This window comes from Stenotrophomonas sp. YJH_SMC_135, assembly GCF_059372355.1.
Map to the genome: position 1 here is coordinate 420,048 of NZ_JCAFVN010000002.1, position 14,667 is coordinate 434,714.

Below are 14,667 nucleotides of genomic sequence, written 5' to 3' on the forward strand. Positions count from 1 at the left end.
CTACCGGAGAAGCCCCCATGAACGCTCGTTCCGTCCGTCGCCCTGCAACTGAACGCGTCATCGAACGCGCCGACCCGCGCCTGCTGCGCGGCGTGCGGCAGCTGACCCTGGCTGGGCTGGCGCTGGTACTGGTCTGGCCGGCGGCGCGTGGCAGCAGCGCATGGCTGGGCTGGCTGCCGATGTGGCTGGTGGGCATGCCGCTCGCGGCCTGGTGGGCGCTGCTGCGCTTTCCGCTGCCGCACCCGTCATGGCGATGGCGGGCGCGGCGTACCGGTGGACAGGCGCGCCGTCGACCGACTACCGCCGCACGCGGGCGGCGCGGTCCGGCGGCCACGGCCTGACCTTCGACACGGGGGAGGCCGCGACATTCCGTGCTAGCGTTCCCCGGCTTATGACTGCCTGGAGCTGCAATGTCACGACTCGCTTCCGCCTGCCTGCTGGCCGGCATGATGACCGCTGCCTCGGTGGGGACCGCCGTGGCCGCTGAAGACACCGATCGCTACGCCTGGCTGGAGGACGTCACCGGCGACAAGCCACTGTCCTGGGTCAAGGAACAGAATGCCAAGTCCGAGGCGCGCCTGGCGCAGACCCCGGCCTTCAAGCAGATGGAGACCAGCATCCGCGAGGTGCTCGACTCCGACGCCAAGATTCCCGGCGTGCAGAAGATCGGCGATTACTACTACAACTTCTGGAAGGACCAGCAGCACGAGCGCGGCCTGTGGCGCCGCACCACCCTGGCCGAGTACCGCAAGGCCTCGCCGCAGTGGGAGACCGTGCTCGACCTGGATGCACTGAACAAGGCCGAGGGCGAGAACTGGGTCTGGCACGGCGCCGATTGCCTGCGCCCGGATTACAGCCGCTGCCTGATCGCGCTGTCGCGCGGCGGCGCCGACGCCGACGTCACCCGCGAGTTCGATCTGGCCAACAAGACCTGGATCAAGGACGGCTTCTTCCGTCCGGAGTCGAAGGGCGGCCTCAACTGGGTCGATCGCGACACCGTGTTCGTCTACACCGACTTCGGTGCCGGCTCGATGACCACCTCCGGCTACCCGCGCGTGGCCAAGCTGTGGAAGCGCGGCACGCCGATGGCCTCGGCCACCGTGGTGTACGAAGGCAAGCCGGAGGACATGTACATCGCGGCGATGCACGATGACACCCCGGGCTTCGAACGCAACCTGGTCAGCCGCACCCTGGCGTTCTACAACAACGAGCTCTACCTGCGTGGCGACGACGGCACGCTGACCAAGATCGATGCGCCGAACTCGGCCGAGAAGGGTTTGCACAAGCAGTGGCTGACCCTGGAACTGCGCGATCCGTGGACCGTGGGCGGCAAGACCTACGCGTCCGGTTCGCTGCTGGCGACGAAGCTGGACGACTTCCTGGCCGGCAAGCGCGACTTCGACGTGCTGTTCACCCCAACCGCGACCACCTCGCTGGCCAGTGCCAGCTGGACCAAGAGCCACCTGGTGCTGAATGTGCTGGACGACGTCAAGAACCGCCTGTCGGTGCTGACCCCGGGCGCCGACGGCTGGCAGACCAGCCGCTTCGTCGGCGCCCCGGCCTTCGGCACGCTGGGCGTGGCTGCGGTGGACAGCAATGACAGCGACGCGGTGTGGCTGACCGCCACCGATTACCTGACGCCGACCACGCTGGCCCTGGCCGAGATCGGCCAGGCGCCGGAAACGCTGAAGACCATGCCGGCCTTCTTCGATGCCAAGGGCAAGGTGATCGAGCAGCACTTCGCCACCAGCAAGGACGGCACCCGCGTGCCGTATTTCGTGGTGCACGACAGGGCGATGAAGCTCGATGGCTCCAACCCGACCCTGCTGTATGGCTACGGTGGTTTCGAGATCTCGCTGACCCCGAGCTATTCCGGTGGCATGGGCCGCGCCTGGCTGGAGAAGGGCGGCGTGTACGTGGTCGCCAACATCCGCGGCGGCGGCGAGTACGGCCCGCGCTGGCACCAGGCGGCGCTGAAGCAGAACCGTCACAAGGCGTATGAAGACATGGCCGCGGTGGCGCGGGACCTGGTCAAGCGCAAGATCACCAGCGCCAAGCACCTGGGCGTGCAGGGCGGCAGCAACGGTGGCCTGCTGACCGGCAACATGCTGACCCAGTACCCGGAGCTGTTCGGTGCGGTGGTGGTGCAGGTGCCGCTGCTGGACATGAAGCGCTACAGCCACCTGTTGGCCGGCGCCTCGTGGATGGCCGAGTACGGCAACCCGGACACCAGCGACTGGGAATTCATCAAGACCTTCTCGCCGTATCACCTGTTCAACGCGAAGAAGAACTACCCGCCGGTGCTGTTCACGACCTCCACCCGCGATGACCGCGTGCACCCGGGCCACGCCCGCAAGATGGCGGCGAAGATGATCGACGCCGGCAAGGACGTGACCTACTACGAGAACATCGAAGGGGGCCACGGCGGCGCAGCCAACAACGCACAGGCCGCGCATATGTCCGCGCTGGCCTACAGCTTCCTGTGGGAGCGGTTGGGCGGCAAGTAAGCAGAACGGAAAACGCCGCCCCAGGGCGGCGTTTTTCTTTACCGGTAGTGCCGGCCGCTGGCCGGCAACCGCATCATTCAGGTATTCCCGGCTTGCCGGCCAGCGGCCGGCACTACCCTCAACGTGATCCCTGCCAACGCTTCAACCCGCGCGCGATCCGCGCCACCGCCTCCTGCAACCGCGGTACTTGCTGGGTATACGCCAGCCGCACATGCTGGTTGGCGCGATGGAAGCCGAAATCCAGGCCCGGGGTGAACGCCACGTGCTCGGTTTCCAGGAAGTGCGCGCAGAACGCCTGCGCGTCGTCGGTGAACGCGCTGACATCGGCGTACAGGTAGAACGCGCCCTGCGGCTCGACTTCAATGCGGAAGCCGAGCTCACGCAACGCGGGCAGCAGGAAGTCGCGGCGTTGGCGGAACGCTTCCCGGCGCTGTTCGAAGATCGCCATCGATTCCTCGCTGAAGCAGGCGAGCGCGGCGTGCTGGGCGATGCTGGAGGCGCTGATGTACAGGTTCTGCGCCAGCTTTTCCAGGTCCGGTACCGCTGCAGGCGGTGCCACCAGCCAGCCCAGCCGCCAGCCGGTCATGCCGAAGTACTTGGAAAAGCTGTTCAGCACGAACGCGCTGTCGTCCACCTGCAGCACGCTGGGCGCATCCAGGCCGTAGGTCAGGCCGTGGTAGATCTCGTCCACCACCAGGTGGCCGCCCCGCGCGTGCAGGGCCTGCGACAGTGCCGCCAGTTCGTCGGCGGACAGCACGGTGCCGGTCGGATTGGCCGGTGAGGCGACCAGCGCGCCGACGCTGTCGTCATTCCAGTGCTGTTCCACCAGCGAAGGGGTCAGCTGGTAGGCGGTGTCCGGGCCGACCGGCACCAGCTGCGCGCCGCCCTCGACGAGGCGCAGGAAGTGGCGGTTGCAGGGGTAGCCGGGGTCGGCCAGCAGCCAGTGGCGGCCGGGATCGACCAGCAGGCTGCTGGCCAGCAGCAGCGCACCGGACCCACCCGGGGTGACCAGGATGCGTTCGGGATCGACATCCAGCCCATAGTGGCTGCGGTAGAAACCGCTGATCGCCTGGCGCAGCGCCGGCAGGCCGCGCGCGGCGGTGTAGCGGGTGTGGCCGGCGGCCAGTGCGGCCTGGCCGGCACGCACGACGGGTTCGGCGGTAGTGAAGTCCGGTTCGCCGATTTCCAGGTGGATCACATCGTGGCCTGCCTGTTCCAGCGCCTGCGCGCGGGCCAGCAGGGACATCACGTGGAACGGAGCGATTTCATGGCTGCGCCGGCTGTAGCCCGGCGTGTGGGGCGGGGTGCTCATGTGCCCATGGTACGCCGGCCGGCGCAACCCATGACGTTCCGCAGGGTTGCCGCATTGCCGAGATTGGGGTCAGATCCCTTTTCGGGAAAAGGGATCTGACCCCGTCGAAGACCATTGCATTGATGCGCCAGGAGCCTTATCTCATGAAGTCCACCCTCTGCCTGTTGCTCGCCAGCCTGATGACCACGACTGCTACCGCCGCCACGCCGCCCGTTCCGCCGGATGCCGCCAAGCATCCGCACGTGGTCAAGGCGCCGTTCGGCGCGACCCGCAACGATGACTATTACTGGCTGCGCGACGACAAGCGCGAGAACAAGGACATGCTGGCCTACCTGCAGGCCGAGAATGCCTACGCCGACCAGCTGCTGGCGCCGCTGAAGCCACTGGAAGACACCCTGTACAAGGAGATCGTCGGCCGCATCAAGCAGGACGATTCCAGCGTGCCGGCGCGCGAGCGCGGCTACTGGTACTACAGCCGCTTCGAGACCGGCCAGGATTACCCCATCCACGCGCGCCGCAAGGGCAGCATGGAGGCGGCAGAGGAAATCCTGCTGGACGTCAACGCGATGGCCGCCGGCAAGGGCTACTTCAGCGTCGGTTCGATGGAAGTCAGCCAGGACAACCAGCTGCTGGCCTGGGCCGACGATGACGTCGGCCGCCGCCAGTACACGATCCGCTTCAAGGACCTGGCCACCGGCACGGTGCTGCCCGATGTGATCACCGGCAGCTCCGGCGACCTGGTCTGGGCCGACGACAACCGCACCGTGCTGTATGTCGAGAACGATCCGGAAACGCTGCTGACCGTGCGCGTGAAGAAGCACGTGCTGGGCACCCCGGCCAGCGCCGACACCGTCGTCTACGAAGAGAAGGACGACAGTTTCTACATGGGCATCGGCCGCACCCGCGACGATCGCTTCATCACCATCGGCGTGCACAGCACCGTGTCCTCGGAAGAGCGCTACGCGCCGGCCAGCGACCCGACCACCTTCACCGTGCTGGCCCCGCGCCAGCGCGATGTCGAGTACGACGCCGACCACCATGACGGCCGCTGGGTGATCCGCACCAATGATGGTGCCAAGAATTTCAAGCTGGTCACCGCACCGACCGATGCCACCTCGCGGGCGCAATGGAAGGATTGGATCGCGCACGACGATGCGGTGTTCATCGAAGGCTTCGAACTGTTCGACACGTACACCGCCATCGCCGAACGGTCCGAGGGCCTGGAGCGCATCCGCCTGCTGTTCAAGGACGGGCGCAGCGACTACGTGAAGGCCGACGAGCCGGCCTATTCGATGGGCCTGGGCGATAACACCGAGGCCGATACGCCGTGGCTGCGCTACGTCTACACCTCGATGACCACCCCGACCACCGTGTTCGAGCTGAACACCGCCACCGGCGAGCGTCGCCAGCTGAAGGTGCAGCCGGTGATCGGCTATGACGCCTCGAAGTACGAGACCGACCGCGTCTGGATCACCGCGCGCGATGGCGTGAAGGTGCCGGTGTCGCTGGTCTACCGCAAGGGCTACCAGAAGGACGGCAAGGGCGCGCTGTTCCAGTACGCCTACGGCAGCTACGGCATGTCGATGGATCCGTACTTCAACCAGACCGCGGTCAGCCTGCTTGATCGTGGCGTGGTGTATGCCATCGCCCACATCCGTGGCGGCCAGGAGATGGGACGCGACTGGTACGAGAACGGCAAGCTGCTGCACAAGCAGAACACCTTCAACGACTTCATCGACGTCACCCGTGGCCTGGTAGCACAGGGCTGGGCGGCGAAGGATCGCGTGGCCGCGTCCGGTGGCAGCGCCGGCGGCCTGCTGATGGGCGCGGTGGCCAACCAGGCGCCGCAGGATTACCGGGTGATGGTGGCGCAGGTGCCGTTCGTCGACGTGGTCACCACCATGCTCGACCCGACCATTCCGTTGACCACCAACGAATACGACGAGTGGGGCAACCCGGAGCAGAAGCCGTATTACGACTACATGCTGTCCTACTCGCCCTATGACAACGTGAAGCAGCAGGCGTACCCGGCGCTGTACGTGGGTACCGGCCTGTGGGATTCGCAGGTGCAGTACTGGGAGCCCGCCAAATGGGTGGCCAAGCTGCGTGATGACAACACCGGCCACTACCCGATCCTGTTCCGCACCAACATGGAAGCTGGCCACGGCGGCAAGTCGGGGCGCTTCCAGCGCTACCGTGAACTGTCCGAGTCGTACGCGTTCGTGCTGCAGCAGCTGGGCATCGCCCAGCCGTAACGGCGAAGGGGCGCCGGGCGCTGCCTGGCACCCCGAACCGGTATCCTTGCGGCCATGAGCCTGCCCGAGCCATCTGCACCCCGCGATAGCGCCACGCCGCCGCGCGTGGTGCGTTTCCGCTGGGCATGGTGGCTGCTGGCGTACGTCAGCCTGGGCACCGGCATCGTCGGCATTTTCGTTCCGGGGCTGCCGACCACCGTATTCATCCTGATCTCGGCCTGGGCCGCCTCGCGCGGTTCGGAGCGCCTGCATACCTGGCTGCTGCAGCATCCGCGTTTCGGCCCGGCCATCGTCAACTGGCAGGCACACGGGGCGGTCAGCCGCTACGGCAAGTGGATGGCCACGATCACCATGGCGGTATGCGCCGGCATCATGCTGTGGTGCGTGCCGATCGCCTGGGTGAAGTGGTTCTCGATCGGCAGCATGACCGTGGTCGCAATCTGGCTGTGGACGCGGCCGCTGCCACCGCCGCCCGCGGATTGAGCGCCGGCGGTAGTGCCGGCCGCTGGCCGGCAACCCGATTCCCTGCACCAACCGCTCAGCCGCCAATGGCTATACTCGGGGCATGAAGATCCCCCATCGAAACGCCATCCTGATTCCGCTGGCAGCGGCCTCGCTGCTGCTCCTCGCCGCCTGCGGCAACAAGGGCCCGCTGGTACTGCCGCAGAAGCCGGTGCCGGTGGAAGAAACTGTCGAACCCGCTGCCGAGCCCGCCACCGAGGCGACTGCGCCGCAGACCCAGGGCAGCGGCACCCCGGCCACGACCGTGGAGCCGGCCGCACCGGCCACCCAGCCGGCGCCCACGCCCGCGAAGAAGGCGGGCAGCGGGAATGAGTAAGGCCGGTTCCAGGGCCCTGCGTTTCAGCAAGATGCATGGCGCGGGCAATGATTTCGTAGTGATCGACCTGCGTGACGGCACCGCGCCGCCCACGCCCGAGCTGGCCGCGCGCCTGGCCGACCGCCACACCGGCGTTGGCTGCGACCAGATCCTGACCATCGAGGCACCGCGTGCGGACGGTTCGGTGGCCTCGTACCGCATCTGGAATGCCGACGGCTCCAATTCCGAGCAGTGCGGCAACGGCGCGCGCTGCATCGCCGCTTGGCTGGTGCGCGAGGGCAGTGCGCAGGGCGATGCATTCGTCATCGACAGCCCGCTGGCCAGCCATGAAGTGAAGGTGCTGGGCGAAGGGCAGTTTGCGGTGACGATGGGCGTGCCCGCCTTCGAGCCGGCCAACGTGCCGCTGATGGGCTTTGCGCACGCGCGCGAGGAATACCTGCTGCCGCTGCAGGGCGAGAGCGTACGCTTCGCCGCGGTGTCGATGGGCAACCCGCATGCGGTGATCGAAGTGGGCCTGGTCGATGCTGCACCGGTCGAGCGCGTCGGTGCGCTGCTGCAGCAGCATGCGTCGTTCCCGCGCTCGGTGAACGTGGGCTTCGCCCAGGTGATGAGCCCGGCCCACGCCCGCCTGCGCGTGTTCGAGCGCGGTGTCGGCGAGACCCTGGCCTGCGGCAGTGGTGCCTGTGCCGCCGCGGTGACCCTGATGCAGCGCGGTCGCCTGCAGCGCGATGCCCGCATCAGCCTGCCCGGTGGCGACCTGCGCATCCAGTGGCCGGGCGATGGCCAGCCGGTGGTGATGGCGGGCCCGACCGCATTCGTCTTCGAAGGGGAGTGGATCGCATGACCGAAACCGTCGACAAGCTCGGGGCCCATGAAGTCGCTGCCTGGTTGCGGCGTCATCCCGGCTTCCTCAAGCAGTTCCCGGACCTGGCCCTGACCCTGGTGGTGCCGCGTGACGACGGCCCGACCGCGTCGCTGGCCAGCTACCAGCTGGAAGTGCTGCGCGAGAAGAACCGCGAGCTGGCACGACGGTTGGCCGATCTGGGCGCGACCGCCCAGGTCAATGAGCGGCTGGCGGTGCGCACGCACCAGCTGACCCTGGCGCTGATGAAGCAGGACAACGCGGCTGACACCCTGCGCGCGATGGCCGCCTCGTTGCAGGAAGACTTCGCCGGCGACCTGGTGCGGCTGGTGGTGCACACGCCAGTGGCCGGGCTGGAACAGGCCGACTGGCTGCAGGTGATTGCCGCGGATGATCCGCAGCTGGGCCCGTTCCGCGATTGCCTGAACGATGGCGAGCCGATCTGCGGCCGCCTGCAGCCGGAAAAGAATGCCGTGCTGTACGGCGTGCGCAGCGAGGAAGTGCAGACCACCGCGCTGCTGCCGCTACCGGGCGTGGGCCTGATCGCGGTCGGCAGCCACGACCCGAACCGCTTCTACCCGGGCATGGGGACGTTGTTCCTGCGCATGATGGGCGACGCGCTGGTCACTGGCCTGAAGCGCTTCCCGGGCTGAGCAGGTTGCGACGACGATGAGCGCGGTACAGGCCTTCCTGCAGCACCTGCAGGTGGAGCGGCGGATGTCGGCGCATACGCTCGACGCCTACCGCCGCGACCTGGACGCGCTGTCGGCCTGGGCCGAGCCGCGTGGCGTGGCGGTGGAGGCACTGAATGCCGAGGCCGTGCGCCAGTTCGTTGCCGACGAGCACCGCCGTGGCCTGTCGGCCAAGAGCCTGCAGCGGCGCCTGTCGGCCTGCCGAAGCTTCTATGCCTGGCTGCTCAAGCACGGGCGCATCGAGGTCAGCCCGGCAGCGACGCTGAAGGCACCGCGCGCACCGCGCCGCTTGCCACAGGTCCTCGACGCCGATGAGGCGGTGCAGCTGGTCGAGCTGGAGCCGGAGGGTGAGCTCGGCCGCCGTGACCGCGCGTTGCTGGAACTGTTCTATTCCTCTGGCCTGCGCCTGAGCGAAGTCTGCGCGCTGACCTGGCGCGATCTGGATTTCGACAGCGGGTTGGTGAACGTGCTGGGCAAGGGCAACCGCCAGCGCCGGGTGCCGTTCGGCCGGCCGGCGCGCGAAGCGCTGCAGGCGTGGCGCGCGGAAAGTGGCGGCGGCCCGGCCTCGCCGGTGTTCCCCGGCCGCAACGGGCCGATCAGCCAGCGTGCAGTGCAGATCCGCATCCGCCAGCTGGCGCAGCGCCAGGGCCTGTTCAAGCACGTGCACCCGCACATGCTGCGGCACAGTTTCGCCAGCCACATCCTGGAATCGTCCGGCGACCTGCGCGGTGTGCAGGAGCTGCTGGGCCACGCCGACATCGCCACCACGCAGATCTATACCCACCTCGATTTCCAGCACCTGGCCAAGGTCTACGACGCCGCGCATCCGCGCGCGAAGCGTCGACGCAGCAACGAGGGCAGCGGAGAAAGCTGAACGTTGCCCCTGCGGCAGCCGGTCGCGGGTGGCTTGAAGGGCGCAGCGCAGTCCCCACCTCTGGTTCTGTCACCCCGGAGGCATCATGGACCCCAGTCAGAACCCCAACGTTTTCCACGCCACCACCATCGTCTGCGTCCGTCGCGGCGAGCACGTGGCCATTGCCGGCGACGGCCAGGTCACGCTGGGCCACACCGTGATGAAGGGCAACGCGCGCAAGGTGCGCCGCCTCGGCCGTGATGGCCAGGTGCTGGCCGGCTTCGCCGGTGCCGCCGCCGATGCCTTCACCCTGTTCGAGCTGTTCGAGGCCAAGCTGGAAAAGCACGGCCAGCTGCAGCGTGCTGCGGTCGAACTGGCCAAGGATTGGCGCACCGAGCGCCGCCTCGGCAAGCTGGAAGCCCTGCTGGCGGTGGCCGACAAGGAAACCTCGCTGATCATCAGCGGCACCGGCGATGTGATCGAGCCGGAGGACGGCATCATCGCCATCGGCTCGGGTGGCTCGTATGCACTGTCGGCCGCACGCGCCTTGATGGCGCACACCGAACTGGATGCGCGCACCATCGCCAGTGAAGCGATCGGCATCGCCGGCGACATCTGCATCTACACCAACCGCAACGTGGTGGTCGAGGAGCTGTGAGGGTAGCGTCGGCCGCTGGCCGGCAACCTCATGATCCCCCGCACGCGTGCCTGGTTGCCGGCCAGCGCCCGGCACTACCGACAGAGAATCCGTGAGCACATCCATGTCGAAGATCGAAGTTTCCTCTGCCACCATGACCCCGCGCGAGATCGTGCAGGAACTGGACCGGCACATCGTCGGCCAGCACGACGCCAAGCGCGCCGTGGCCATCGCCCTGCGCAACCGCTGGCGCCGCATGCAGCTGGTGCCCGAGCTGCGCAATGAAGTGATGCCGAAGAACATCCTGATGATCGGCCCGACCGGCGTCGGCAAGACCGAGATCGCGCGCCGCCTGGCCACGCTGGCCAACGCACCGTTCGTGAAGGTCGAAGCCACCCGCTTCACCGAAGTCGGCTACGTCGGCAAGGACGTCGAGCAGATCATCCGCGACCTGGCCGATACCGCGGTCAAGCTCTATCGCGAACAGGCCAAGGTGCGCGTACGCACCCAGGCCGAAGAGCGTGCCGAAGACCGCATCCTGGATGCGCTGCTGCCGCGCCGCAGCGGTGGCATCGGCTTCGATCCGGAAGTCGCCCGCAACGAGCCGTCGGCGCAGGACAACGAGACCCGCATCAAGTTCCGCAAGATGCTGCGCAACGGTGAGCTGGACGAGCGCGAGATCGAACTCGACCTTGCCGCCAACGTCAGCATGGACATCATGACCCCGCCGGGCATGGAGGAAATGGGCCAGCAGCTGAAGTCGATGTTCGCCAACCTCGGCGGCGGCGCCAAGGCGCACAAGCGCACGCTGACCATCAAGGCCGCGCGCCCGCTGCTGATCGAGGAAGAAGCGGGCAAGCTGGTCAACGAGGACGACATCCGCACCGCCGCGATCGAGGCCTGCGAGCAGCACGGCATCGTCTTCATCGACGAGATCGACAAGGTCGCCAAGCGTGGCGACAACGTGGGTGGTGGTGACGTGTCGCGCGAAGGCGTGCAGCGCGACCTGCTGCCGCTGGTGGAAGGCTCCAACGTGTCCACCAAGTACGGCACGATCAAGACCGACCACATCCTGTTCATCGCGTCGGGCGCGTTCCATCTGGCCAAGCCCAGCGACCTGATTCCGGAGCTGCAGGGCCGCTTCCCGATCCGCGTGGAGCTGGGTGCGCTGAGCAAGAACGATTTCGTGCGCATCCTGACCGAACCGAAGGCCGCGCTGACCAAGCAGTACGAAGCACTGCTGGCCACCGAAGGCGTCAAGGTCAGCTTCACTGCCGATGCCATTGATCGTCTGGCCGAGATCGCTTTCCAGGTGAACGAACGCCAGGAAAACATCGGCGCGCGTCGCCTGCATACGGTGCTGGAGCGCCTGCTGGATTCGCTCAGCTACGAGGCACCGGACCGCGACGGCGAAACCCTGGCCATCGACAGCGCCTACGTCGACAAGCACCTGGGTGAGCTGGTGCAGGACCCGGACCTGAGCCGCTACATCCTGTAATGCCTGGTGGGGTCGGATCCCTCGCCGTGGCGAGGGCGCTGACCCCGCCCACTGCAGCAGAAAAGGCCGCCGCAGGGCGGCCATTTTCCTGTGCGGTCAGTGCGATTGCCGGGTGCGGTAGTCCCGCAGCACCTGGTCGATCACTGCACTGGTGCGGGCGGCGCTGATGCCGTTCGAGGGCGAACGGCCGTTGCCGCGCAGCTCGTCCACGAGGGAGGCGATCAATGGCTGCTGGACCGATGGCGGGTTCGGGACGTCGAATGCCTGCATGCCCGCTTCGGTCTCCAGAACCACTGGAACGTCCTCGAAGGTGGCAAAGCGCAGCTGCCCGCGGTCGCCGGTGATCTCGACCTCATCCTGGCGGCGGAACGCGCAGAAGCTCCATTGCGCGATGCCGTGCGCTCCGCTGCCGGTACGGAAGCACATCGAGACACTGTCCTCGGCGGCGTAGGCGCCGGTCAGCGAACTGGCCAGGCCACGCACGTCGCCCAGCGGCCCCAATAGATGGTCGAGCAGGTCCAGGGTATGCGAGCCCAGATCGACGAACAGCCCGCCGCCGGCGATCGACGGATTGGTCCGCCAGAAGTCGGGCGATGCGGCATTCGCCGAATGCGGCCGATGCAGGGTGGCGCGCACGCTGCGCGGCGTTCCGATCGCGCCGTTGTCCAGCAGCTGCTTCACCTGTGCGAAGCGGGGCAGGGCACGGCGGTAGTAGGCCACGAACACGGGCACGCCGCTGCGGGCGCTGGCCGCGATGATGCGCTGGCACTCGTCGTGGTCCATGGCCATCGGCTTTTCGATTTAGACCGGCTTGCCCGCGGCGATCGCCTGCAGCGCGTATTGCATGTGCGTCGAGGGCGGCGTTGCGACGTACACCGCGTTCACTTCCGGATCAGCGATGAGTGCGTCGGCGTCCGCGTACCAGCGCGGAATCGCGTGGCGCCGCGCATAATCCTCGGCCAATGCCGCATTGCGGCGCATGACCGCTGCCACCCGTGAGCCGGGTGTGCTGGCCAGGGCGGGGCCGCTCTTCTTCTCGGTGACGCTGCCACAGCCGATGAAGCCCCACACCACGTTGTCCAGGATCATCGATCTGCCCTTGCAGGGGGGGCCGCAGTGATGGGAGCAGCCTCGTTCACGCCTCGGGCAGCGGCTCGGGGACGGTGCCGGGAACGAACACACCATCCTTCACGTAGGCGGCCAGGGTCATGTCCAGCGCGAGCATGCCATCGCGCTTGAGGTCCATCAGTTCCGGTTCGACCATCGCGCCGTGCAGCACGCCCAGCACGGTGGCGTGCAGCATGCGCGCGGCGATTTTCGGGTCGGCGCCCTCGCGCAGCTGGCCCAGATCGCGGGCGCGGCGCAGGGCACGCTCCATCCGGTCCAGCGCATCGCGGAATCCGGCCTGCTGCATTTCGGTCAGCACCCTGGTGTCCGCCGACGCATCGCTGCGCAGCATGATCTCCATGGTCTTGCGCAGGCGCTCGTCCTCGGACAGCTCGATGAACGAGTGGATCATCACCGCGCGCAGGTCGTGCACCGGGGTGTCGCGCTGGTCGGTGGAGGTGCGCTCCAGTTCCTGCATGAAGGGCAGGTGCACGCGCTCGACGATGGCGGCCAGCACCTCGCTCTTGTTCTTGAAGTGCCAGTAGACCGCGCCACGGGTGTAGCCGGCGCGGGCACCGATCATCTCCAGCGTGGTACGGGCCACGCCGTGTTCATGGAAGCAGGCTTCGGCGGCGTCAAGGATGCCTTCCCGGGTTGCCTGGGTGTCCTCTTTGGTCTTGCGGGCCATGGGTGTGGGTACGAGTGCGGGTGAAACGTGGCTGAATTGTACCGGTTTACAAACAAACAAGCATGTATGTATATTTCGCACCCATCATTCCCGTCGTGTGCGTGGCAGGCCGGTCCGGCTCCCACTCCACCCGGGTGGGCGCGATCTGCGGGCTTTCACCGGAAGGGGAACGTCCATCGATATCAGCTCCCTCTGAGATTCCTTCCTCCAAGAGCCTTTCCGTCATGTTGCTGAGCCGAATCCGACCCTTTGCACTGTCGCTGGCAATCGCCGCGACCGTGGCTGCCTGCGGCGGCCAACCCCAGGCCCCCGAGCAGGGCCCGGGTGACGTCACCGTGGTCACGCTGAAGTCCGAGACCGTGGGCCTGACCCGCGAACTGCCGGGCCGTACCAATGCCTTCCTGGTCGCCGAAGTGCGCCCGCAGGTCAATGGCATCGTGGCCAAGCGCCTGTTTACCGAGGGCGGCATGGTCAAGGCCGGCGAGCCGCTGTACCAGCTCGACGATGCCAGCTACCGGGCCCAGGCCAACAACGCCCGCGCCCAGCTGGCCCGCGCCGAAGCCACCGCCAATGCCGCGCGCCTGAGCGCCAAGCGCATCACCGAGCTGGCCAAGGTCGATGCGGTCAGCCAGCAGGACCTGGAGAACGCCGTCGCCGCGCAGAAGCAGGCCGAGGCCGACGTCGGTGCCGCCAAGGCCTCGCTGGATGCGGCCAACGTCACCCTGGGCTACGCCCGCATCACCGCGCCGATCAGCGGCCGCATCGGCAAGTCCAGCGTCACCCAGGGTGCGCTGGTCAGCGCCGGCCAGGCCAACGCACTGGCCACCGTGCAGCAGCTGGACCCGATCTATGTCGACCTGACCCAGTCCTCGGCCGAGCTGCTGCAGCTGCGCCGCGAACTGGCCGCCGGCCGCCTGCAGGACAACCAGACCCTGCCGGTCAGCATCCTGATGGAAGACGGCAGCACCTTCGAGCACAAGGGCACGCTGGAGTTCTCCGAAGTCAGCGTCGATCCGACCACCGGCAGCTTCGGCCTGCGCGTGAAGGTGGACAACCCGGACGGCCTGCTGATGCCGGGCATGTACGTGCGTGCGGTGATCGGCGGCGGCGTGCGCAGCGACGCGGTGCTGGTGCCGATGCAGGGCATCGCGCGCGATCCGAAGGGCGACACCACCGCGATGGTGGTCGGCAAGGACAACAAGGTCGAAGTGCGCCCGGTCAAGGTCAGCCGCACGGTCGGCGACAAGTGGCTGGTCGAGGACGGCCTGAAGGCCGGTGACAAGGTCATCGTCGAAGGCCTGCAGAAGATCGGCCCCGGCATGCCTGTCAAGGCCACCGAGAAGGGCGACGCACCGGCCAAGCCGGCGGCAGCCGCCCAGCCTGCCGCCCCGGCCGGCGACGCGAAGTAAGCGGAGAAC

The 14,667-nt window shown here is 67.5% G+C and carries 13 protein-coding genes and 1 pseudogene; 11 read left to right on the forward strand and 3 right to left on the reverse strand.

Annotation, left to right across the window (positions count from 1 at the left end):
* Positions 1-17: 17 nt before the first annotated feature.
* Both AC5P98_RS08530 and AC5P98_RS08535 read left to right on the forward strand, forming a co-directional pair.
* Entirely contained in the window at positions 18-341 is a 324-nt protein-coding gene (locus AC5P98_RS08530) for a hypothetical protein (protein ID WP_049406034.1), read from the forward strand.
* Between the two features lie 69 nt (positions 342-410).
* Positions 411-2,507: a prolyl oligopeptidase family serine peptidase gene (locus AC5P98_RS08535; protein WP_049406036.1), complete on the forward strand. Its 2,097-nt coding sequence runs from the start codon at positions 411-413 to the stop codon at positions 2,505-2,507.
* 118 nt (positions 2,508-2,625) lie between these two features.
* On the opposite strand, the gene AC5P98_RS08540 is transcribed toward AC5P98_RS08535, so the two are convergent.
* On the reverse strand, positions 2,626-3,819 hold the full coding sequence (locus AC5P98_RS08540; RefSeq protein ID WP_049406038.1) for a pyridoxal phosphate-dependent aminotransferase: 1,194 nt from the start codon (positions 3,817-3,819) through the stop codon (positions 2,626-2,628).
* 143 nt (positions 3,820-3,962) lie between these two features.
* Between AC5P98_RS08540 and AC5P98_RS08545 the strand changes: the two genes are divergently transcribed.
* The 8 genes from AC5P98_RS08545 (at position 3,963) to hslU (ending at position 11,454) form a co-directional block, all read left to right on the forward strand.
* Positions 3,963-6,074: a S9 family peptidase gene (locus tag AC5P98_RS08545; RefSeq protein ID WP_049406041.1), complete on the forward strand. Its 2,112-nt coding sequence runs from the start codon at positions 3,963-3,965 to the stop codon at positions 6,072-6,074.
* Positions 6,075-6,128: 54 nt separating this feature from the next.
* Positions 6,129-6,557 (forward strand): YbaN family protein, encoded by a 429-nt coding sequence (locus AC5P98_RS08550; protein WP_049406043.1) that lies wholly within the window; start codon positions 6,129-6,131, stop codon positions 6,555-6,557.
* Positions 6,558-6,639: 82 nt separating this feature from the next.
* Complete coding sequence (gene lptM / locus AC5P98_RS08555; protein WP_014648465.1) at positions 6,640-6,912, forward strand: LPS translocon maturation chaperone LptM; 273 nt, start codon at positions 6,640-6,642, stop codon at positions 6,910-6,912.
* On the forward strand, positions 6,905-7,756 hold the full coding sequence (gene dapF / locus AC5P98_RS08560; protein WP_032961204.1) for a diaminopimelate epimerase: 852 nt from the start codon (positions 6,905-6,907) through the stop codon (positions 7,754-7,756). The genes lptM and dapF overlap by 8 nt, the downstream gene beginning before the upstream one ends.
* Positions 7,753-8,427: a DUF484 family protein gene (locus AC5P98_RS08565; protein WP_014648463.1), complete on the forward strand. Its 675-nt coding sequence runs from the start codon at positions 7,753-7,755 to the stop codon at positions 8,425-8,427. Before dapF ends, AC5P98_RS08565 begins: the two co-directional genes overlap by 4 nt.
* Before the next feature lie 16 nt (positions 8,428-8,443).
* Positions 8,444-9,340, forward strand: a complete 897-nt coding sequence (xerC, locus tag AC5P98_RS08570) for a tyrosine recombinase XerC (protein ID WP_049406045.1) — start codon at positions 8,444-8,446, stop codon at positions 9,338-9,340.
* Between the two features lie 85 nt (positions 9,341-9,425).
* Positions 9,426-9,977: an ATP-dependent protease subunit HslV gene (gene hslV, locus AC5P98_RS08575; RefSeq protein ID WP_005411093.1), complete on the forward strand. Its 552-nt coding sequence runs from the start codon at positions 9,426-9,428 to the stop codon at positions 9,975-9,977.
* 103 nt (positions 9,978-10,080) lie between these two features.
* Positions 10,081-11,454 carry an ATP-dependent protease ATPase subunit HslU gene (gene hslU, locus AC5P98_RS08580; RefSeq protein ID WP_014648461.1) on the forward strand — a complete coding sequence of 458 codons (1,374 nt, stop codon included), beginning with the start codon at positions 10,081-10,083 and terminating at the stop codon, positions 11,452-11,454.
* A gap of 96 nt (positions 11,455-11,550) precedes the next feature.
* Here hslU and AC5P98_RS08585 read toward each other — a convergent pair.
* Both AC5P98_RS08585 and smeT read right to left on the reverse strand, forming a co-directional pair.
* A pseudogene (locus AC5P98_RS08585) lies at positions 11,551-12,543 on the reverse strand (Gfo/Idh/MocA family protein).
* 46 nt (positions 12,544-12,589) lie between these two features.
* Complete coding sequence (gene smeT / locus AC5P98_RS08590) at positions 12,590-13,249, reverse strand: efflux transporter SmeDEF transcriptional repressor SmeT (protein WP_032961200.1); 660 nt, start codon at positions 13,247-13,249, stop codon at positions 12,590-12,592.
* Positions 13,250-13,473: 224 nt separating this feature from the next.
* Between smeT and smeD the strand changes: the two genes are divergently transcribed.
* Entirely contained in the window at positions 13,474-14,658 is a 1,185-nt protein-coding gene (smeD, locus tag AC5P98_RS08595; RefSeq protein ID WP_014648458.1) for a multidrug efflux RND transporter periplasmic adaptor subunit SmeD, read from the forward strand.
* The last annotated feature ends 9 nt before the right edge of the window (positions 14,659-14,667 follow it).

Coding starts and splice junctions, on each gene's coding strand:
- xerC (WP_049406045.1), top strand. CDS start 8,444: ATGAGCGCGGTACAGGCCTTCCTGCAGCACCTGCAGGTGGAGCGGCGG.
- AC5P98_RS08545 (WP_049406041.1), top strand. CDS start 3,963: ATGAAGTCCACCCTCTGCCTGTTGCTCGCCAGCCTGATGACCACGACT.
- smeT (WP_032961200.1), bottom strand. CDS start 13,249: ATGGCCCGCAAGACCAAAGAGGACACCCAGGCAACCCGGGAAGGCATC.
- AC5P98_RS08530 (WP_049406034.1), top strand. CDS start 18: ATGAACGCTCGTTCCGTCCGTCGCCCTGCAACTGAACGCGTCATCGAA.
- AC5P98_RS08535 (WP_049406036.1), top strand. CDS start 411: ATGTCACGACTCGCTTCCGCCTGCCTGCTGGCCGGCATGATGACCGCT.
- lptM (WP_014648465.1), top strand. CDS start 6,640: ATGAAGATCCCCCATCGAAACGCCATCCTGATTCCGCTGGCAGCGGCC.
- AC5P98_RS08540 (WP_049406038.1), bottom strand. CDS start 3,819: ATGAGCACCCCGCCCCACACGCCGGGCTACAGCCGGCGCAGCCATGAA.
- AC5P98_RS08550 (WP_049406043.1), top strand. CDS start 6,129: ATGAGCCTGCCCGAGCCATCTGCACCCCGCGATAGCGCCACGCCGCCG.
- dapF (WP_032961204.1), top strand. CDS start 6,905: ATGAGTAAGGCCGGTTCCAGGGCCCTGCGTTTCAGCAAGATGCATGGC.
- smeD (WP_014648458.1), top strand. CDS start 13,474: ATGTTGCTGAGCCGAATCCGACCCTTTGCACTGTCGCTGGCAATCGCC.
- hslU (WP_014648461.1), top strand. CDS start 10,081: ATGTCGAAGATCGAAGTTTCCTCTGCCACCATGACCCCGCGCGAGATC.
- AC5P98_RS08565 (WP_014648463.1), top strand. CDS start 7,753: ATGACCGAAACCGTCGACAAGCTCGGGGCCCATGAAGTCGCTGCCTGG.
- hslV (WP_005411093.1), top strand. CDS start 9,426: ATGGACCCCAGTCAGAACCCCAACGTTTTCCACGCCACCACCATCGTC.